Genomic DNA, 20031 nt, shown 5'->3' with positions numbered 1-20031 from the left:
ATGTGCCTAAAATCCATCAATTTGTGAGATTTTTACTTTTTGTTTTGGACGCGCAAGTTACTCAACAAACTGTAAATTTCAAAGGCCGTATAAAATAAATACAGATAAAAATAGTTGAGTACAAAAACAATGTCGTTTACCTTGTATTTACGCATATAAATAAGGGCAATGGTCATGCATAAAATAAGCTTTAAGGTGGTGGCTCCTAAAAATATTTGTCCGCCCAAAGTATCATTTTGCCTTTGCCCCCAAATTACTCCCAGGCATATTAAAAAGGTAAGCGATGAAAAGAACTGGAATATAAGCCAAAAGCCGGGTATAAGCAATTTACCCTGCCCGGCATAATCAGCTATGGCAGGTGGTAACGCAATTAATAAAGTACATATGCCAAAGGCAATAAAAAACCTTTTCAATCTTTAAGCGATTTAACAACCAGGTAAAGTGATATAAAAACACCAGCTAATGATAACATGGCCGTTACCCAAAGAGTGGTGTGACCGGCGCGTTTATCAAGCTCGTAACCGGCAAAGGTAAGTACGCCTATAATAAGTATCATTTGAAAAGCAATACCAGAGTATTTTATATAACTATTTATAGGTTTACTCATAAGTATGTTGCTATATATATTATTATAATGGTGCTTTTGTAAACTGAGTGCAAATTTACAAAACGGGTTACAGAGTATTTAGTAAATTAGCATGGGTTTTTAAAACCATTACATTTAAGTTGAAGCGCTACTATATATATCTATACTTTTCTGTTTCATTAATGCTATTGCTGGCTGCCGGCTGCTCGCTTGAAAAAGAGAGTGGCTTTAACCGCCGCATGCAAAACCTCACTGCACGCTACAACATACTATTTAATGCTAACGAATTGCTGCGCATTAAACAGGAAAGCTACGCTGCGTCATTTATTGATGATTATGATCGCGTGTTGAATGTATACCAAGACACGGCATCGCGCCTTGCCACGGGCGATAAAGATTTGGACGAAGTTGTAATAAAAGCAAATAACATCATCAGCCTTAAAGAGCAAAGCAATTATATTGATGATGCTTATTTGCTACTGGCCAAGGCCGCACACCTGCGGGGCGATTATTATAACGCAGTTGAATACAGTAGCTATATTACAAGATCGTTTAGTAAAAACGCTCAAATTGTACAGCAAGCCCGCGCCTGGCAAATACGTTCATTACTATACCTTAATCAAACACGGCAGGCTAAGGCTGTTTTAGATACTGCTATAAGCAGCATTAACGATAAACAAAAGGCTGAGGCGGGTATGGTATACGCTGCCGCCACACAGCTTTACATTGATACCGAGAACTATACCGAAGCTATCGAGATGGTAAAAAGTGCAATCCCACTGGCCGAAAACAGGCAGCAGCGTTTGCGCTGGACTTTTATTTTAGCACAGTTGCAGGAACTTACGCGTCAACCTGCTGATGCTTATGAGAATTACTCGCGTATTGTTAAAAGCAATGCATCTTTTGTAATGGCATTTAATGCCCAGCTTAACCGCATTCGCATTGATGACAGTAACAACGGCCGCAACCTTAGTAGGGCCGACCGCTTGAAAAGCTTACTACGCAACGAGAATAACGAAGAGTTCAAAGATCAGATCTACTATCAGCTTGGCGAACTGGCTATAAGTTCAAATGAAACTGATGAAGCCATAAAAAATTACGGACTATCGGTAAAGAACAGTTTCAGGAACCAAAACCAGAAAGGGTTAAGCTATTTACGCCTTGCCGACATTAGCTTTAAAACCAAAGGTGATTATATTGCCGCCCGAAAGTACTACGATAGTACGCTTGTTAGTCTTTCGCCCAACTATCCGGGTTATGAAACAATCAAAACCAAGGCCGATAATCTTCAGCTTATTGCCGACAAATTGCAGATTATTGCCCGTGAAGACACCCTGCAGGCCCTGGCAAAACTAGATACTGCTACACGCAGAATAAGAATTGAGGAAATGGCTCGGCAGGAAGAGGCAAAGCAAACCGCAACTGCTACAGAAGTTTACACCAGCAATGCTTCTCTAGCGAATAGCGTCAGCAATAATCTGGCAGCTGTTGATATGAATAACGGTGCGGTGCCCAACAGTAGCGATGCCAGCGGCTTTTATTTTGATAACACGGGGGCCATAAGCCAGGGCTTTACCGATTTTAAACGCAAGTGGGGAAACCGTAAACTTGAAGACAACTGGCGCCGTAGTGTACGAAACAACAGCAACCTTACGGTTAATACCACAAATACATCGCAAAACGTAGATGCAGGTGTAGTAACGCCAAACATGCAAAAAAGCACCGCAGATGTAGTAACATCAGGCGTAAAGCAGGATTTGTTGCAAAACTTACCTCTTACACCGCAACTGCTTGAAAGTTCTAATCAGCGTATTTATAATGCCTATGTTGATTTAGCTGTTTTTTACCGTGATGTGCTCAACGACAAACCAGAGGCTATTGAAACGTTTGAGCAACTGTTAAAACGTTTTCCGGATGATAAGAACCTTGCAGCAAACTATTACAACCTTTACCGTTTATATGCTACTGAAAATGCTGCCCGATCAAACGAGTACAAGGCTTTAATACTAAGTAAATATCCAACCAGCACTTTTGCCAAAGTAATAACCGACCCCGACTATGCACAGCGGCTGGATAATAAAGATGCGGAACTGAATGCATTTTACAACCAGATTTATGATTTATATACGCAACGGCAGTATCAGCAGGTAATAACCCGCTCTGATGAATTGTTGCGCCAATACACCGACAGCCGCATATCACCGCAACTGGCTTATTTACGTGCCCTTGCAGCCGGCCATCAGCAAAAGGTCACCCCTTTCCGTAGCGAACTTGTTCAAATAACCAGCCGTTATCCTAACGATGGTTTGATTACGCCTTTGGTAAGGCAACACCTTCTATATATAGATGCAAACCAGGCCGAAATGTCAACCCGCCGTTTTGCCGTCATAGACAGTGATCCTAACGCCCCGTCATTTATTCCTGAGCCGATTATTGAATCAAAATCACAACAACCTGCTTTAGCTGCCAATAATTTGCAAACTAAACAACCCGAAGCAAAAACCAACAAGCCAACTGTTGTTGAAAAAACACCTCAACCAGCAAAGCCAACTGCTACGCCTAAAGCGCCGGTTGCTCCACCGTCAATTTTCGGTAATCGTGATAGCAGCAATTATCTTTTTGTGATTAATGTAAGCAGTGGTACAACTAACTTATCGTCTTCGCGTTTTGGAGTTGGACAGTTTAACCGTACAGCCTACCAGGGCAGCGCTGTAAAACACCAGCTTAAGCCGGTGGGAGATGATAACCAGCTAATATATGTAGGACGATTTACAGGCGTAGACGAGGTGAAGGAATATGCACGTAAAATTATACCATTGTTGCCGCAAATAATGAAGGTGCCTGCCGATAAATACAGCTTTTTTATCATCACTCAAGAAAATCTGGATAAATTAGCCGACCGAAAATTATTGGATAGCTATATTGAATACTATCAAAAAAACTTTTAACTGATGTTTGTAAAACTTACTCAACACGAAATAAAACGATATAATTGGATGATATGGAAAGTGGCCATTGCTTTCCTGCTTTTTATTGCACTTGTTTTTACATTAACCGCGTTTGGTGTGTTTGGCAGCTTACCATCATTCCGCGACCTCGAGAATCCTAAAAGCAATCAGGCGTCTGAGATTATTTCGTCTGATAAAAAGATGCTGGGCAAATACTTTGTACAAAACCGGTCTAGCGTTACGTATAATCAAATTTCGCCCAATGTAATTAATGCATTAATTGCTACCGAAGATAATCGCTTCCTAAAGCATTCGGGTATTGATTTCGGCCGTACTTTCACCATCATTTTTTACAATCTTATTGGTAAAAAGCAGGGAGGAAGTACCATTACACAACAGCTGGCATTAAATCTTTTTTCTGAACGCTCACGCAATTTTACCACACGTATACGTCAAAAATTACAGGAGTGGGTAATAGCCGTGCAGTTAGAACGCCGTTATACCAAAGAGGAGATATTAACCATGTACCTAAACACGGTTGATTTTGGCGCATACAATACTTTTGGTATCAGCTCGGCTGCTGCTACGTATTTTAACACTACGCCTGATAAACTAACTCCCGATCAGGCTGCCCTGCTGATAGGTATGATTAACGGCCCGGGTATATACTCCCCTATCCGCCACCCCGATAATGCAGTTAAGCGCCGTAACTTTGTTTTACGCCGCATGGCCGAAGAGAACTTTTTAAGCGACGGGCAAGCCGAAGAGTTTAAGGCAAAACCTATGGGCTTAAACTTCCACCCTACTGATCATAATGAGGGTTTGGCCACTTACTTCCGTTCGGTACTTAAAAAGGATGTACAAAAAATATTGAATGAGCAGGACCTGCATAAATCTGACGGTACCCCTTATGACCTTGACCGCGACGGTTTAAAAATATACACTACCGTTAATTACACCATGCAACAGTACGCTGAAGCGGCGCAAAAAGAATATATGAAGCAGTTGCAGGTGCAATTTAATCAGCATTGGAGAGGGCGCAGCCTTTGGAAAGGCATTCCTGATTTTAAGGCACGACTCAATGAGGGCATGAAGCGTTCTGACCGGTACAGGGCACTCAGTCAGCAAGGAAAATCAGAAGAGGAAATATTGGAAGATTTTAATACGCCTGCACAAATGAACCTGTTTACATGGCATGGCGATATTGATACCACCATGAAGCCAATTGACTCTATTGTTTACAGTAAACTTTTACTACGTAACGCCATGATGAGCATGGACCCAAATACCGGCTTTGTGAAGGCTTGGGTTGGGGGCATTGATTACGAGCATTTCAAATATGATCAGGTAAAAATGGGTACCCGCCAGGTAGGTTCAACCGCAAAACCGTTTACTTATGCCGTAGCTATTGAGCAGGCTGCGTTTTCGCCTTGTATGCAGGTAAATAACGTACCCGATACTATTTATGGCTACGGTAAACCATGGTGTCCGCGCTCTAACCCGTCCGAAACCGTTCAGGGTATGATTACTTTACGTAAAGCCTTAGCCCGTTCGCAAAACTGGGTTACCGCCCACGTAATGAAAGAAGTTGGCCCCGAGCCGGTAATGCAGCTTATTAAAAAAATGGGGGTTACCAGCAAAGTTGATCCTTATCCTACTATATGTCTTGGCGTATTTGATGCCTCTGTATTTGACATGACCGGAGCATACAGTGCTTTTGCTAACGAGGGCTTGTGGACGGAACCAACTTACCTGCTACGCATTGAAGATAAGAACGGCAACTTACTTTACGAGCATAAACCACGTGTAGTACAGGCCATGAATCCGCAAGCTGCTTACGTAATGACCTACATGCTAAAAGGTGTGGTTGACGAAGGTACAGGCTGGAGATTACGCAGCAAGTATGGCTTGCGTAACCCTATAGGAGGTAAAACAGGAACTACCCAAAACAACTCTGATGGCTGGTTTATTGGCATAACACCTCAATTGGTTACAGGCGTGTGGACAGGCTGTGAAGATCGTTCCATACACTTCCGCAGTACTAACCTTGGCGAGGGTGCTAACACTGCGCTGCCTATATTTGCCCTATACATGAAAAAGGTGTACGCCGATGCATCATTAGGCATCAAACAAAATGTTGACTTTGCGCAGCCAAAAGGTGGCGTAGGCATAACGTTAGATTGTAACGCTTATAACCAGCAGCAGCAAGGCACGGCCGAGGTTGATAATAAACTGGGCTTTTAAATCCGGCTTTAAATATTTCAAGCTAAAAAATGAGTAATGCCGAAACATGTTTCGGCATTACTCATTTTTATATAATAGCAGCCTAAACAAAACCGTTATATTCAATATTAATTATTTACTAAAACTTGCTCCGCTGCTAATGTGTTGTGTGCGGAATAGGTTGGGGCTTTAGAACTATGTTCGATTATCGCGAAGCATTAAAGAAAATTCCACATAAACCCGGCGTATACCAGTATTGGGATGCCGAAAACCAATTGATTTATATTGGCAAGGCTAAAGACCTGCGTAACCGTGTTTCATCATACTTTGTTAAAGATCTCCAGCAAAATTCCAAAACCCGGATGCTGGTTTCTAAAATACGCAATATAACTTTTACCATTGTTGATACTGAGGTTGATGCTTGGTTGCTTGAAAACAGCCTTATAAAAAAGCACAAGCCCAAGTACAACATTGATTTAAAGGATGATAAAACGTACCCTTGGATAGTCATTAAGAAAGAAAACTACCCGCGTATATACTGGACCAGAAATATCATTCGTGATGGTTCGAAATATCTGGGACCCTACCCATCGGTTAGTATGATGCATACTATTTTGGGCGTAATACGCGAAACTTATCCACTACGCACTTGTAACCTTGCCTTAACGCCTCAAAATATTAATGCCGGCAAATTCAAGGTTTGTTTGGAGTACCAGTTAGGCAATTGCAAAGGCCCTTGTCAAAACTTTCAAACCGAAGAAGACTATAATAACAGTATTGAAGAGATACAAGATATTTTGGGCGGCAAAATAGGCAACGTTGTTCGTAAGCTCAAAACTGATATTGAGGCAGCCGCAATGGATATGGATTTTGAGCAGGCCCACCGGCTTAAACGTAAGTATGACTTGCTCGAAAACTACCAGCATAAATCAACGGTAGTAAATTCATCAATTACCGATGTAGATGTGTTTAGCATTGCCAGCGACGAAAAATATGCATTCGTAAATTATCTTAAGGTAATGAATGGCACCATCATACAGACGCAAACCCTGGAAATGAAGAAGCGGCTGGAAGAAAGCGATGAGGAGTTGCTTACCATTGCTATATCTGAATTCAGGGTACGTTATAACAGCAAGTCGAGAGAAATTATTGTTCCATTTGACATTGAGCTTGATGATGAAAAGATCAAGTTTACTGTACCTAAGCTTGGAGAGAAAAAGAAGTTGCTTGATCTTTCGCAAAAGAACGTACACTTTTTCAGGCGTGATAAAATGGAGCAGTATGAAAAACTAAACCCCGATGTACGTACCGACAGGCTGCTTACGCAAATGATGAAGGATTTGCGCATGAACCAATTGCCACGCCATATTGAATGTTTCGATAATTCAAACTTCCAGGGTAAGCATCCGGTATCGGCTATTGTTGTTTTTAAGGACGCCAAACCATCTAAAAAAGATTACCGCTTTTTTAATGTTAAAACGGTTGAAGGGCCTAATGACTTTGCTACCATGGAAGAAGCGGTACACCGTCGTTACCGCCGCATGCTTGATGAAGGGACCGAATTACCACAACTGGTAATTATTGACGGTGGTAAAGGACAATTATCTGCAGCCTTAAAAAGTTTACGCTTATTAGGCATTGATAAGCAACTTACTGTAATTGGTATTGCCAAACGCCTGGAAGAGTTATTTTACCCGGGCGATCAATACCCGATGTATCTTGATAAAAAATCGGAGACGCTTAAAATTATACAACAGCTGCGCGATGAAGCTCACCGCTTTGGTATTACAGCACACCGCAAAAAACGCGACAAAAGCACTTTAGCTACTGAGCTTGAGTTAGTACCGGGCGTTGGTCGGCTATCTGCCGAGAAGCTGCTTAAATACTTTAAGTCGGTTAAAAAAATTCGTGAGGCCACGGTTGAAGAATTGCAGGAGGTTGTTAATTTAAAACAAGCACAAGCCGTTAAAAATTACTTTACACCTCAACCATCTGAGGGAGGAACCAGTTCGGAGATATAAATGTACGCATGTGTTTTTTAATTGCTAAATCCTACAGTTTCATGCTTGACAATATTATAAACATAAAAGGCCCGATTGATTGCTCAACCGGGCCTTTATATTTGTATGACTTTAACCGAAGGGGTTTAGTATTGCCACAAACCCAACTCCCAGTCCATCAAAGATTTTTTCACCTTTTCTGATTCGTATAACTTATCAATTCCTTGGGCGTAATCTTTAATACGTTCATCCTTTTGGTTTGAAACCTTTATGATTACGCTGGCAAATAACCGCTTCATAAATACGTCGTCAAAGCTTAAACCAGTAGCATCGTTGTTGCGGCTAATGGCTTCTTTTGATGCCAGTACCTGCCTTGCCTCCGGAAAGTAAATCCAAAATGCTGGCTGAAAGTCAGTTTCAACACCGGCAGCTTTAAGCTTAATTAAAGGCGCTATACCAATAATGCGGGGCTCAAAAACTGAACGTTGTCTGTCAAAAACCCAATCTTCCTTTATGCGGAAACGTATTACACTATCGGCATTAAACTCACCGGCTTGCATGCTCGAGCCAATCTTGTTGCCACTGTCGTCAAATTTGTCAACAATGGTACTATCGGCCATTTTAGAGCGTGCTTTACCCGGAGTAAGCGGGTTAGAGAACGCGTCGCCATTCGGGTCGTCTTTGCTTGGATTGGCATCATAAGCCGTTAATTCACCAGCATCTACAGCTTCCATCAGTACATCAATCAAACGTGCTTTTGGCGAAGCCAGATACTGATTCATTTTTTCACGCAAATCAATTTCGCGCCATATGCGCTTTGCATACACGACGTCAGCTTCACGCAGGTTGGCATAAGGAGTTACCTTGGCACTTAGGATGTTAGCTTTTTTGTAAAAGCCATCCATAGGGCGCTCAAAAACTTTGGCTTTTTTTGAAGTATCACCAGCCGGCTGTGCGTTAAAAGTTGTATTAGCCGATTGCGGAGCAGTTGCTACCGCTTTTTTTGCAGTTGTACGTTTACCTCGTTTTTGAGCAAAAGCGCTCAGGCAAATTAAACTCAATAGCCCCACCACAAAAATCTTACGTCTCATATGCATTGTTTAATATTAATTTGCTGATATAATAACATCATCAAGTCCGCGTTGAGCACCATCAGGGCCAACAGCAATTACGTTGGTGAATATTACTTTACTGCCTGGTACTAATGATGCCATTGCACCACGCATCTGTCCAGACAATTGGTTGCCCGATGTTGACATCAACATAGGATCTTGCCTTGGCTTAATAATAATCAAGTTAAAGCGCTGAATGCTGAAAGTAGCATCAAATTCAAAATCATCTAATTTAGCAAACACCCTGTCCTGAGCTTTTAAGTTTGCAGATGATGTTGAGCCACCGCTTTTGCCACCAAACATAACCTTTGGATCGGGTATACGTTTTACGCGGAATTTTGTTGCACCCAAAACCTGACTTTTTCCAGGAGAAGCCTCGCCAGAAACTGTAATGTTTACAGTACCCGGAGATGATACACGGGCAGTGAATGAGCCGTTTGAACCACTGATTGATCCACCGCTCATGCTTACGCGCAGTTTTTCTTTTGGTATACCCGGCGCTGAAATTGAAAGCGGGTTAGCAACACCGATGTACAACACGTTCATTTTCTCGGCAGCTACAGTAGCCGAAGGACGAGCTACCTGGTATTGTTGAGGTGCAGTTTTGTATTCTTTTATAGTACCATCATTTTGACGAACACGTACAGTACCTACCCAGGTACGCACACCCTCGCCGCTTGTACCGGTAGTGTAAATACCACGGCCTTCTGATACTTGCAGGCGTGAACCGTTAACAGCAATTTCAGGGTTTGATTTTGAATCATAAGCTGTAAGGAAAACTTCGGCCTTGTAAGGCTGGCCGGCTATTATATAGCTGCTTGGAGCTACAGCAACAGCCTGAAATTTATCCAGGTTTACAACTGCCTGATCTACCTCACCTAAAATCTTTTTAACTACTTCCGACTCTGCGTTTTTCAAGTCAGACTGTACTTTTATTAACGAGGTCATGGCAGCGCCCATTGGTATACCATCACCAAAGTAAGCTTCTTCCCAGGTTAACTGAGGTTTGCCTTTTTTAGGTTTTGGTGCATCGGTTGCTAATGGAAGTTTGACACCAACACGTTCTTTATCAGTTAATAAAGACATTAACTTCTCACGTGTTTCGTCAATCTTTTTGTGTAACTCCTCACCTTTTTTACCGTTGATCATAATTTCCGAAGAAAGATCAAGGTTATCACGCTTTTTGTAATCGGCAATGTTTTCGTCTATGCCGCCAGCTTTTTCTGCAAGCTCGGTTTTGATACCTTCAATATAGGTATGCAAACTGTTTGCAACAGCACTGGCTTGTTTAGCTTTGTCATAAACCGGTTTAGCACGATCAGGTTGTTCTTTTAATTTAGTTTTTTCAAACGCATCAAATGTATTATCAATACCTGCCTGTACGTTTGTTTTTGATGAAGCTAAACTATCACTGATATTTTTAAAGGCATCTAACAGGTTGTCGGGCACGTTGAGCGCCACCAACCCTAATAAAACCAAGTACAGGATGCCTATCATTCGCTGCCTTGGGGTTTCTTTACCTCCAGCCATGTGGTTTGATCTTAATTAATTTTAAATAATAAGGTTAATTAATTAAGCACGTGGTTGGTTCATTGCGGTTAACATGTTACCGTAAATGTTATTCAAAGAGCCTAAGTTTTTAGCTAAACGACCAACTTCATCTTTAAATGATTTCGAATCTTCTAATGACTCGTTAAAGTTGTTCATGGTTAATGACAGGTTTTGGTAGAACTTGTTCATTGATTTTAAGTGAGCACTTGAGTCTTGTAATTCAAGTTCGTATACCGCGTTAAGAGCCGATAAATTTTTGGCTAAGCTGGTTACCTGCTCATGGTATGCTTTTGAATCAACGCTTGTTGAAGCAAGTTCAGTTAAGCTTTCTGATGCTTTAGAGAATGCTACGCTCAGGTTATCATAACCACTGCTTGCAGTTTTAAGCTTTTGAGCAAATTCAGTAGTTGCTGCACCAGCGTCAGCTACTTTTGATATAGTTGCTACTTTATCGCCAAAGGTTCTTAAGCCATCGCCAAGGTTACCTATCAATTCAGGATTGATTTTTGCATCGGCCAGCATTTTGTCTAAAGCCGCGGTGTGGCCAGTGCTTACCTGCGCAGGTGCGCTTACTCTTCTAACCGGTTCGCCGGTGTAATCGTCGGCTAATTCAGGGTAAGCTTTAGTCCAGTCAACTTCAACAGCCTCAGGTTGAAGACCTAGTAAAAAGAATAATACAGCCTCGGTTAAAAGACCTACAGTGATAAAGATTTCAGCATAAGGCCAGTGCTGAATTTTAAATAACAGACCTATAATAACGATAGTTGCCCCGAACGACACTATGTTACCAATTCCAAATTTTCCTTTTGATTTGCCAGCCATAATTAATTGTTTTTTGTAGTTTTTAGATGTATTGTTTTTATTTAGAGTGTTTGCAATGATTGAGAATTAACGTTTGTCTTTAAAGTCGCGGCCTACAAAGTGTGATACCAGGCGGAAACCTATATAAGATTTCGCTGTATCCTGAAACTCATAACTGCGGGTTGCATTTTGTAAAAAGTAACCAATATCTTTCCATGATCCGCCACGCACAACTTTACGTTTAAGTACTTCGGGGTCGGTTGCTTTGGCTTCATAGTTAAACGTAGGCGACATATCATGCACAAACGTGGTAGCCGATTCATCAAAGGCTGATTGTGTCCACTCGGCTACGTTACCTGCCATATTATACAAGCCATAATCATTAGGGAAGTACGAACGTACGTTTACCGTGTAAGCGCCGCCGTCATCAGTATAATTACCGCGGCCAGGTTTAAAGTTGGCAAGCAAACAGCCTTTAGCATTTTTAATGTAAGGACCACCCCAAGGATAATCGGTACCAATGCGGCCTCCGCGTGAAGCATATTCAAACTCAGCTTCAGTAGGAAGACTGTAAGGCAGGCGATGTGGCGCCTTCATCTTATCTTTATAAGCATCGTTATAACGTGATCTCCAGATGCTGAAAGCACGGGCCTGACGCCAGGTAACGCCCACAACCGGGTAGTTTTGATATGCAGGGTGTGAAAAATAACCCTCAACCATAGGCTCATTGGCAGCATATGAGAAATCATTTAACCAAACCAGCGTATCAGGATATACAGGAACGGTATCACGCAAAATGAAATCTGAACGTTTTTTGCTCTTATCAAAGCGTTGCTCTGATGCGCTGCGCAACACCATCATGGCGTAGTTATATTTAAGCAAGCGAACGTCAACCTCATTACGGTCAAAAATGCGGTCATCACCCTGGTAAAACATACCGTCGAGTTTACCATCATTTGATGCCTGACCTTTTTTTCCGCCTGAGCGCCAAACCGGGTTACGTTTTACGTATTCCCAGTTGATATACTTGCGGTCGGTTGCTGATGCGTTTTTTGGCTTAATGTAGTATTTGTCGTCATTGAGATAATTGCTTATTGCAATAGAATCGCGCACCCAGTTAACAAACTGTTTGTACTGGCTGTTGGTTGTTTCGGTTTGGTCCATAAAAAATGGAGAAACCGTAACCTGCTTTGTTTGAGAGATTTGGGCAAAGGTAACATCCTGATCTGTTTGCCCCATTAAAAATGAACCGCCGGGTATATAAACCATACCTGCAGGCAGTTCGGCCCTGAACGGGCGCTGACGAACCCCAAGTACTTCTCCCCTGTCATTTAAATTACAACTGCTCAGTATCGCCCCCGCTAACAACAATAATAGAAAGTACCTTGTCTTCATGCTTCGTGTAATAACCTAAATATTCCTTTTTTGTGTTTGATAATAAGTAGAAGCTTTGGATGTTACGTTAGCCTTTCAATGTTATCAAATAATAGATTTGACAAATTGTTTGGCTACAAATAAACACTTTTAAATAATATTCACCTAAAATATTATTTAGGCATTATATTATCAAAACTTACACGTCTTATACGGTTAAAACACCTTTAAGGTTACGGTAAATTACAGCAAAAATGAAATTACTTATTGGCTTGTTTAACGTATTGTTCTATAGCCATAGTCATTGACGGAGCACCCGGTGTAGGAGCCGGAATGTCCAGTATTAAACCTGCATCTAACACAGCTTTGTGTGTAGTTGCACCAAAGGCTGCAATACGGGTATTATTCTGCTTAAAGTCAGGAAAGTTTTGGTATAATGACAGTATACTTGATGGACTGAAAAAAGCAATAACATCATAAAACACCTCTGCCAAATCACTCAGGTCGCTGCATACAGTGCGGAACAGTACTGCAGGTGTAAAGTCATAACCGTTTTCAGCCAAAAACTTCTGGGTTTCTTCGGCAGCAACATCAGAGCAAGGATAAAGGAATTTTTCGCTCGAATGCTTCTTTAATACCTCCGCAAGATCAGCGGCCGTTTGCTTGCCAAAAAATATCTTACGCTTGCGGTATTGGATGTATTTTTGAAGATAAAGTGCAATGGTTTCAGAAAGGCAGAAATACTTCATATCTACCGGTACCTCAAAACGCATTTCTTCGCAAATACGGAAAAAATGATCGGCAGAGTTACGGCTGGTAAAAATTACGGCTGTAAAATCAGCCAGGTTAATTTTCTCTTTACGAAAATCCTTTGCAGGCACACCCTCAACATGAATAAACGACCGGAAATCGATCTTCAGGTTAAGTTTCTTAGCCAGTTCAGCATATGGATTTTTGTCATTCTCAGGTTTAGGTAAAGTAACCAATATACTTTTAACCTTTTTCTTTCTGTCTTCCAATTTATCTAATGTTAACTACCTAAGTCCTAATTGTTCAGTGCCTTTATTAATATCAAAATGGGGCAAATTTCGAGGGCACAAAGATAGGTAAATAAATAAAATTTATGAAATCTTATGTTTGAAATTATATTTACGCTACTGCGCAGATATTGCCAAACAAATATTACAACTACCAACGCAAAAGCACCGGTTAATATATAAGGTATGTATGCAGCAGCAAGTAAGCTAAAGCAAAGAGATACCGGCAAAAACACAAATGTTATATTAAAATAAGTTAAATATAATATTGAAATATACTCATCAACCAGTCGGCTGTTTTTAAATACAAAGCCCAGAAATCGCAATATAAACAGCTTAACCGCAAATAGTACCAGTATTAGCAATGCAAATGACACAAATAGCTGTATACCGCTTATACTATAGTAAACTTCATAATATTGGGTTAACTGATAAATAAATAAACCAAAAGTAAACCCAAATAATATAAACAGCCCAACAAACGCCCACGAGTTAAGCAAGCTGTCTTCACGGCTTATTTGAGTAAGCACACGAGTATTATAAAATGATTGAACCACACTTTTAATATCTTTACTCATGGCGCGGTTAAGCATAGCCGTATAAACGAGTAGAGCAACTATAATTACAATTACCCATTGGTCGCGCGTGCGTCGGGCACTCCCCTCGCGCAGCATGCTCTTTAATTTACCCGGCTGCCTTATAAAGCCATAGTCACTGTAAAACTGCGTTTTAAGCAATGTGTCATAGAACTTGTTATGCCTGAGGGAATCTGGCTTTACAATAAATATTTTCGAAAGTGAATCGCCTACAAAGTACTCGCGGGCTGCCAGGGCATTGGCCACAGAGTCAAGCAATCCGGCTGCTGCAGGCTTAGGCTTGTAAATGCGTGGTTGTTGTACGGTGTCGGGTTGTGTATACAATTCGCTGGAATCGGTTTGTGCAAACGCGCTCAAACACGAACCGGCAAAGAAAATAAGATATAGAAGTATGTTACGCAGCACCGCTGCAAAGATATAAAAAAGCTGCCAGAGCTTTAACAGCTTTAACAATAGCGTTAAGTCAATAGTTACTTTACCGCTATTGATGCCTCATGTACCTGTAACTGCGCTTCCAAAATTTAAACCACTTTTTATTGTGAGGATAACTACGGTGCGGGGTAGCATTATTACAAATTATGGCCACCAGCAGTAAAATTAACACGCCTGATAGTACTGGGCTAAGCACATAAATGTAGCCTAATGCTTTAATTTTAGCCGAGCCTATATTTGCAATAAGTGCAGTAGCACCTCCGGGCGGATGCAAAGTTTTGGTAATTTGCATCAATATAATGGCCAGCGAAACCGCTAAGGCCGAAGTAAACCAAATATCACACGGAACAAATTTGTAAACCGTTACACCTACAAATGCACTTACTACATGCCCGCCAATTAAATTGCGTGGTTGTGCTAATGGACTGTTAATAACACCATAAATTAAAACCGACGAGGCACCGAACGACCCTATGATGAACAGATTATCGTAAAGTGTAAAATACTCGCTGTTAAGTAAACCAAGTAAGGCTATGCCTGTAAACGAGCCAATGAAGGTCCAGAAATGCTCTTTAAAATCAACTAAAGTTTCTTTGTAGATGATGTAGCGGGCTCTGCGTGCGTGAAGTTTGATGTGTTTACGCATATATGACGTACCAAGAAATAAATGTTGGGGCTTGCAAATTTAATATTTTAAAGTAAAAGGAGCCGACATAAAGTTCTGTAATGATGATTTAAATCATATATCACTAAGTGGGTTGCTTATGTCGGTTTTATTAAAATTGGCTAGCTATAACTTAGCTTTAGCGCCGCTTTGTATCTTTGTAACGTTATGGCAGGTATATATATTCACATTCCTTTTTGCAAGCAGGCCTGTCATTACTGCGATTTTCATTTCTCAACCTCGCTAAAGTACCGTACCGAAATTGTACAGTCGCTTGCTAAAGAAATAGGATTACAAAAAGACTACCTTTCGCACGATCCTATCGAAACCATATACTTTGGCGGAGGAACTCCATCAGTGCTTGATGCGGGGGAGATTAGCTTTTTGCTTGATACTATAGGGCGCCACCACAGCGTTGCCAGCAACGCCGAAGTTACCATTGAAGCTAACCCTGATGATTTGAACTGCGAAAAAATTCGGACTTTACGTCAAACTGCAATCAATCGTTTCAGCATTGGCATACAATCTTTTTTTGATGAAGATTTAGTTTGGATGAACCGTGCGCACCGTGCTAATGAAGCCGATGCAGCAGTAAAGCGGGTGCAGGATGCAGGCTTTGAAAACATAACTACCGACCTGATATATGGCTATCCGCTGCTTAGCAATGCTAAATGGGAACATAACATAAGCCGCATGTTTGAGCTGGAGGTTCCGCATATATCGGCATATAGTATGACGGTTGAACCACGTACCGCACTGGCTGCACAAATTAAGAAAAAGCAAACCCCGCCCGTAAGCGATAGTCAGAGTGCCGAGCAGTTTACGCACCTTATGGAGTGCGCAACTATACAAGGGTTTGAGCATTATGAAATATCGAACTTTGGCAAACCGGGCATGCATTCGCGGCATAATTCTAATTACTGGAAAGGCGTGCCTTACGTTGGTATAGGGCCTTCGGCACATTCGTATAATGGAAGCACGCGCCAGTGGAACGTGGCCAACAATGCCAGGTATCTTGCAGCACTCGAAAAAAATGAGTTACCTGCCGAGCTGGAAGAACTTACACCCGAAAACCGCCTCAATGAGTACATCATGACCTCGATACGTACCATGTGGGGACTTGATCTAAATAAGCTTGAAATTATTCAAAGCGGTACTGCACACCTTTTACTGAAAGAAGCACAGCAATTTTTGAATAAGGACTGGCTTGTACAAACCAACCGGGTTATTACCCTCACCCAACAAGGTAAGCTTTATGCAGACCATATTGCGGCCGAGCTATTTTTTTAATTATTGCGCGCAAACGTAAATAACGCCTCGGCGGTTTCAATCTTTACGTAATCTTCTCACACCTACAGGTGTTTACAAGTTGTTTTCATTTTCAAATCCGCGTATACCTGTGCTGCGTATTTCTTTCAACACACTAAATCATTTATTATGAAAAAATTATTTTTAGCGGCTTTTGCCTTTGTAGCAATGGCAACCGCAGCAAGCGCACAAACTGTTATGGTAGGCGGAGCGGCAATGTATCCTACTAAAGATATTGTTGATAACGCTGTTAACTCTAAGGACCATACTACTTTGGTTGCTGCCGTTAAAGCAGCCGGTTTGGTAGAAACCCTGAAATCAGCAGGTCCGTTTACCGTGTTTGCACCAACCAACGAGGCATTTGATAAGTTACCTAAAGGCACCGTTGAAACCTTGCTTAAACCTGAAAACAAAAGCACATTAACTAAAGTGCTTACTTACCACGTAGTAGCCGGTAAATGGAGCGCAGCAGAAATTGCAGCTAAGGTTAAAGCAGGTGGCGGCAAAGCCGAAATTAAAACCGTAAGCGGCGGCACCTTAACTGCCATGGCCGATGGTAAAAAATTATACCTTGTTGATGAAAAAGGTGGAAAATCATGGGTTACCATTGCCGATGTTTTTCAAAAAAATGGTGTGATACATGTAGTGAATACCGTATTAATGCCCAAATAAGCACTAACCAGCTTTTTATATATTTAATGAGCCCGGCAGCCTTGAGCGCCGGGCTTTTTTGTTATAATCAAATACCTTAACGTATTATGCTGATGAGCTAATCTTATCGTGATTAAGTTATTGTAATGGTTATAAAACGATTTGTAGCATTTGTCAGCTATTCATCAAAAACTATAGAACCGGTTTAGCTGTTTCAATTTTCATTAGTTTTGTATGTTAATTTGACGTTAAAAGCATGGGTTTGAATCTTACGCAAATAGATAAAGTAGATACCATTACTAAAGAAGATTTTATAAATAATTACCTCAAGCCACGTAAACCTTTGGTTATACGTAAGGCAACTGAAAGCTGGCCGGCGTTACAAAAATGGACCTTTGATTATTTAAAAGAAGTTGTTGGCGATCAAGTTGTACCATTGTATGATAGCTCAAAAGCCGACCCAAGCAAAGCCATAAATGCATCGGCCGCCGAGATGAAGTTTGGCGACTATATTGATCTGATTCAAAAAGAGCCCACCGATTTGCGTATATTCCTTTTTGATCCTATTAAACACGCTCCGGGCCTGTTAGATGATTACCGTTCACCAAAAGATTTAATGGGCGGTTTTTTAGACAAGTACCCTAATATGTTTTTTGGAGGAGCCGGTTCTGTTACGTTTTTACATTACGATATTGATCTGGCGCACATATTCCACACACATTTTCATGGCCGCAAACATGTTATGCTGTTTGATTACAAGTGGAAAGAACGCTTATACCGTATTCCTTTTGCCACTTATGCTTTAGAAGATTACGATATTGAAAATCCGGATTTCAGCAAATACCCTGCTTTAGAAGGCATTGAGGGGCAAGAAACCATATTAGAGCATGGCGATACGCTGTTTATGCCAACCGGCTTTTGGCACTGGATGAAATACCTGGACGGTTCATTTTCTATATCACTACGTGCCTGGGACAAATCGTGGGCAATAAAGGCAAAAAGTTTATATAACCTTACCGTACAACGCAAGTTTGATAGCTTTTTGAAAAAACGTTACAAAAAACGTTATATGGATTGGAAAGAAGAACTTGCTGTAAAACGTGCCAACAAAGCGCTACAGGCAGGCGAACCAAAGTAGCTTGATTGCCGAGCCAATGCCCGTGTTATAACAATTTTAATTTTACGAGGAATGGTCGGCCACTACTTTCCACTCGCCTTTTATTTTGCGTAGCCACAAGGTGAAATAGCCCTCAGGATTATCGTTAGCACGTTTTAAGTGCCAGCCACCTAATACAAAAGCATGGTTTGCACTTAATAATTCCACTTTTAAAATATTAAAGGTAAGGTATCCCATGGCCGCTTTGCTAGGGTAGCCTTTGCGGTAATTGTCAAGCGTGGTTTGCCATCCGTATTTGGGGCCACTTTTGCCCACAAATAACAGCGAGTCCGATTTCCAGTAGCTTTTCATAAAGCTCTCGAGGTCGCCTTTGTTCCAGGCTTGGCGCTGTGTTTCCAGTACGTTGATAATGGCCTGGCGGTCTTGAGCCTTTATATTCAACACACTTAAAACCAGCAAGATTAAGAATACATACCTTTTCATTTACACAAGGTAAACAATTATGTATTGAATATTCTTGTAGTTTTACACTTTTTCATCTGCTTGATTTTTTATGGATAAACAGGTTTTATGCTTCGGCGAGGTTTTATGGGACACTTTTGATGACGGTAAGAAAGTGGGTGGTGCGCCGCTAAACGTAGCCCGACATTTATTGCAGCAAAACGCAAACGCAACAATGGTAAGCCGCATAGGCACTGATGAGGCGGGTAATGAGCTTTTGAGCGTGCTGACTGAAAATGGGCTTGACATATCGCTTATTCAAAGCGACAAAGATTTACCCACTTGCGAAGTAACCGTACAGCTTAACGGCGAGGGGCATGCAACTTATATAATTCCTCAACCCGTATCATGGGATAATATTCAGCCAACCGATGAATTTACCGGGCAAATTGAAAAAGCCGAAGCCATTGTGTTTGGCAGCTTAGCTTGCCGACAAGCAGAGACACGAAACACCCTGCTAAACATGCTTAGCGAATATACTGTACCGCTACGTGTATTTGATGTAAATCTTCGTCCGCCGCATTTTGAGCAGGATACCATTGAAACACTTGCTGCATTAAGCAATGTAATTAAGATGAATGAAGATGAGGCCAACATGCTTATTCATGGCAGTGCGCCACTGCGCGAAAAAATGATTGAGTTTCATAAAAAATTCCACACGCAAACCATATGTGTAACCCGCGGCGAAAACGGAGCACTGATATGGCATGACGAAGAATTTTATGAACATCCGGGTTTTAAGGTTGATGTGGTAGACACCGTTGGCGCAGGCGATTCTTTTTTAGCTACGCTGGTTGCCGGTTTAATAAATAACCAACCCATGCCTTATATTTTAGAAAAAGCATGTAAAGTTGGAGGCTTTGTAGCAAGTCAGCGTGGTGCAAACCCAACTTATACCGCTGAGCTTTTATAGCCAGGTAGCAATTAAGTGCATAAAAAACGGCCGTTTGAATAATCAAACGACCGCTACATTACATATGAAAACTTAATAGGGAACTTGTTTGGGCTTTGCTACTTGCAGCTTATTCTCTGCTGGCCAGTACCTGTGCAGGAGTGCTTTGAGCTGATTGTTGTTGCATACCTGCAAAGATCACACCCTCGGTGTACGCATGGCCTTTGATGCTCATGCC

17 protein-coding genes are annotated in these 20031 nt (G+C 41.4%); 7 read left to right on the top strand and 10 right to left on the bottom strand.

The window, feature by feature from the left end; all coding sequences use genetic code 11:
* Window positions 1–32: 32 nt before the first annotated feature.
* Both QZ407_RS03760 and QZ407_RS03755 read right to left on the bottom strand, forming a co-directional pair.
* Complete coding sequence (locus QZ407_RS03760) at window positions 33–413, bottom strand: hypothetical protein (RefSeq protein WP_295767779.1); 381 nt, start codon at window positions 411–413, stop codon at window positions 33–35.
* Complete coding sequence (locus QZ407_RS03755; protein WP_295767778.1) at window positions 410–607, bottom strand: AtpZ/AtpI family protein; 198 nt, start codon at window positions 605–607, stop codon at window positions 410–412. Before QZ407_RS03755 ends, QZ407_RS03760 begins: the two co-directional genes overlap by 4 nt.
* A gap of 119 nt (window positions 608–726) precedes the next feature.
* Here QZ407_RS03755 and QZ407_RS03750 point away from each other — a divergent pair, with 119 nt between their 5' ends.
* The 3 genes from QZ407_RS03750 (at window position 727) to uvrC (ending at window position 7778) form a co-directional block, all read left to right on the top strand.
* Window positions 727–3534, top strand: coding sequence for a hypothetical protein (locus QZ407_RS03750; RefSeq protein WP_295767777.1), 2808 nt, complete (start codon window positions 727–729; stop codon window positions 3532–3534).
* A gap of 3 nt (window positions 3535–3537) precedes the next feature.
* Window positions 3538–5778, top strand: a complete 2241-nt coding sequence (locus tag QZ407_RS03745; protein ID WP_295767776.1) for a transglycosylase domain-containing protein — start codon at window positions 3538–3540, stop codon at window positions 5776–5778.
* Window positions 5779–5954: 176 nt separating this feature from the next.
* Window positions 5955–7778, top strand: a complete 1824-nt coding sequence (uvrC, locus tag QZ407_RS03740; protein ID WP_295767775.1) for an excinuclease ABC subunit UvrC — start codon at window positions 5955–5957, stop codon at window positions 7776–7778.
* Between the two features lie 125 nt (window positions 7779–7903).
* On the opposite strand, the gene gldN is transcribed toward uvrC, so the two are convergent.
* The 7 genes from gldN to QZ407_RS03705 form a co-directional block, all read right to left on the bottom strand.
* Entirely contained in the window at window positions 7904–8848 is a 945-nt protein-coding gene (gene gldN, locus QZ407_RS03735) for a gliding motility protein GldN (RefSeq protein ID WP_295767774.1), read from the bottom strand.
* 15 nt (window positions 8849–8863) lie between these two features.
* Complete coding sequence (gene gldM, locus QZ407_RS03730) at window positions 8864–10399, bottom strand: gliding motility protein GldM (protein ID WP_295767773.1); 1536 nt, start codon at window positions 10397–10399, stop codon at window positions 8864–8866.
* Between the two features lie 42 nt (window positions 10400–10441).
* The gene (gene gldL, locus QZ407_RS03725; RefSeq protein WP_295767772.1) at window positions 10442–11242 is read right to left on the bottom strand and encodes a gliding motility protein GldL; all 801 of its coding nucleotides are present in this window, start codon (window positions 11240–11242) and stop codon (window positions 10442–10444) included.
* A 66-nt stretch (window positions 11243–11308) separates the two neighbouring features.
* Complete coding sequence (locus tag QZ407_RS03720) at window positions 11309–12616, bottom strand: SUMF1/EgtB/PvdO family nonheme iron enzyme (protein WP_157540123.1); 1308 nt, start codon at window positions 12614–12616, stop codon at window positions 11309–11311.
* 239 nt (window positions 12617–12855) lie between these two features.
* A complete protein-coding gene (locus QZ407_RS03715) occupies window positions 12856–13614 on the bottom strand; it encodes a uroporphyrinogen-III synthase (RefSeq protein ID WP_295767770.1) in 759 nt (252 codons plus the stop codon).
* Between the two features lie 26 nt (window positions 13615–13640).
* On the bottom strand, window positions 13641–14585 hold the full coding sequence (locus QZ407_RS03710) for a DUF4271 domain-containing protein (RefSeq protein ID WP_295767769.1): 945 nt from the start codon (window positions 14583–14585) through the stop codon (window positions 13641–13643).
* A 124-nt stretch (window positions 14586–14709) separates the two neighbouring features.
* Window positions 14710–15306, bottom strand: coding sequence for an HPP family protein (locus tag QZ407_RS03705; protein WP_295767767.1), 597 nt, complete (start codon window positions 15304–15306; stop codon window positions 14710–14712).
* 186 nt (window positions 15307–15492) lie between these two features.
* On the opposite strand from QZ407_RS03705, the gene hemW reads away from it, so the two are divergent.
* The 3 genes from hemW to QZ407_RS03690 all read left to right on the top strand — a co-directional run bounded on the left by hemW (window position 15493) and on the right by QZ407_RS03690 (window position 18421).
* A complete protein-coding gene (hemW, locus tag QZ407_RS03700; protein ID WP_295767764.1) occupies window positions 15493–16614 on the top strand; it encodes a radical SAM family heme chaperone HemW in 1122 nt (373 codons plus the stop codon).
* A 147-nt stretch (window positions 16615–16761) separates the two neighbouring features.
* Window positions 16762–17304: a fasciclin domain-containing protein gene (locus tag QZ407_RS03695; protein ID WP_295767763.1), complete on the top strand. Its 543-nt coding sequence runs from the start codon at window positions 16762–16764 to the stop codon at window positions 17302–17304.
* Window positions 17305–17539: 235 nt separating this feature from the next.
* Entirely contained in the window at window positions 17540–18421 is an 882-nt protein-coding gene (locus QZ407_RS03690; protein WP_295767762.1) for a cupin-like domain-containing protein, read from the top strand.
* 42 nt (window positions 18422–18463) lie between these two features.
* Here the strand turns inward: QZ407_RS03690 and QZ407_RS03685 are convergent, their stop codons facing one another.
* Window positions 18464–18883, bottom strand: a complete 420-nt coding sequence (locus tag QZ407_RS03685; protein ID WP_295767761.1) for a nuclear transport factor 2 family protein — start codon at window positions 18881–18883, stop codon at window positions 18464–18466.
* Between the two features lie 70 nt (window positions 18884–18953).
* On the opposite strand from QZ407_RS03685, the gene QZ407_RS03680 reads away from it, so the two are divergent.
* The gene (locus tag QZ407_RS03680; RefSeq protein ID WP_295767759.1) at window positions 18954–19814 is read left to right on the top strand and encodes a carbohydrate kinase; all 861 of its coding nucleotides are present in this window, start codon (window positions 18954–18956) and stop codon (window positions 19812–19814) included.
* Window positions 19815–20031 lie beyond the last annotated feature (217 nt).

It is taken from the genome of uncultured Mucilaginibacter sp., assembly GCF_913773635.1.
Taxonomy (GTDB): Bacteria; Bacteroidota; Bacteroidia; order Sphingobacteriales; family Sphingobacteriaceae; genus Mucilaginibacter.
The sequence above is the reverse complement of the archived record's forward strand: the minus strand, read 5'-3'. Positions and strand labels throughout refer to the sequence as shown.

What these genes read in the sequence shown, in the direction of transcription:
- QZ407_RS03755 (WP_295767778.1), bottom strand. Translation starts at nt 607, where the DNA reads ATGAGTAAACCTATAAATAGTTATATAAAATACTCTGGTATTGCTTTT.
- QZ407_RS03745 (WP_295767776.1), top strand. Translation starts at nt 3,538, where the DNA reads ATGTTTGTAAAACTTACTCAACACGAAATAAAACGATATAATTGGATG.
- uvrC (WP_295767775.1), top strand. Translation starts at nt 5,955, where the DNA reads ATGTTCGATTATCGCGAAGCATTAAAGAAAATTCCACATAAACCCGGC.
- gldN (WP_295767774.1), bottom strand. Translation starts at nt 8,848, where the DNA reads ATGAGACGTAAGATTTTTGTGGTGGGGCTATTGAGTTTAATTTGCCTG.
- gldM (WP_295767773.1), bottom strand. Translation starts at nt 10,399, where the DNA reads ATGGCTGGAGGTAAAGAAACCCCAAGGCAGCGAATGATAGGCATCCTG.
- gldL (WP_295767772.1), bottom strand. Translation starts at nt 11,242, where the DNA reads ATGGCTGGCAAATCAAAAGGAAAATTTGGAATTGGTAACATAGTGTCG.
- QZ407_RS03720 (WP_157540123.1), bottom strand. Translation starts at nt 12,616, where the DNA reads ATGAAGACAAGGTACTTTCTATTATTGTTGTTAGCGGGGGCGATACTG.
- QZ407_RS03705 (WP_295767767.1), bottom strand. Translation starts at nt 15,306, where the DNA reads ATGCGTAAACACATCAAACTTCACGCACGCAGAGCCCGCTACATCATC.
- hemW (WP_295767764.1), top strand. Translation starts at nt 15,493, where the DNA reads ATGGCAGGTATATATATTCACATTCCTTTTTGCAAGCAGGCCTGTCAT.
- QZ407_RS03695 (WP_295767763.1), top strand. Translation starts at nt 16,762, where the DNA reads ATGAAAAAATTATTTTTAGCGGCTTTTGCCTTTGTAGCAATGGCAACC.
- QZ407_RS03690 (WP_295767762.1), top strand. Translation starts at nt 17,540, where the DNA reads ATGGGTTTGAATCTTACGCAAATAGATAAAGTAGATACCATTACTAAA.
- QZ407_RS03685 (WP_295767761.1), bottom strand. Translation starts at nt 18,883, where the DNA reads ATGAAAAGGTATGTATTCTTAATCTTGCTGGTTTTAAGTGTGTTGAAT.
- QZ407_RS03680 (WP_295767759.1), top strand. Translation starts at nt 18,954, where the DNA reads ATGGATAAACAGGTTTTATGCTTCGGCGAGGTTTTATGGGACACTTTT.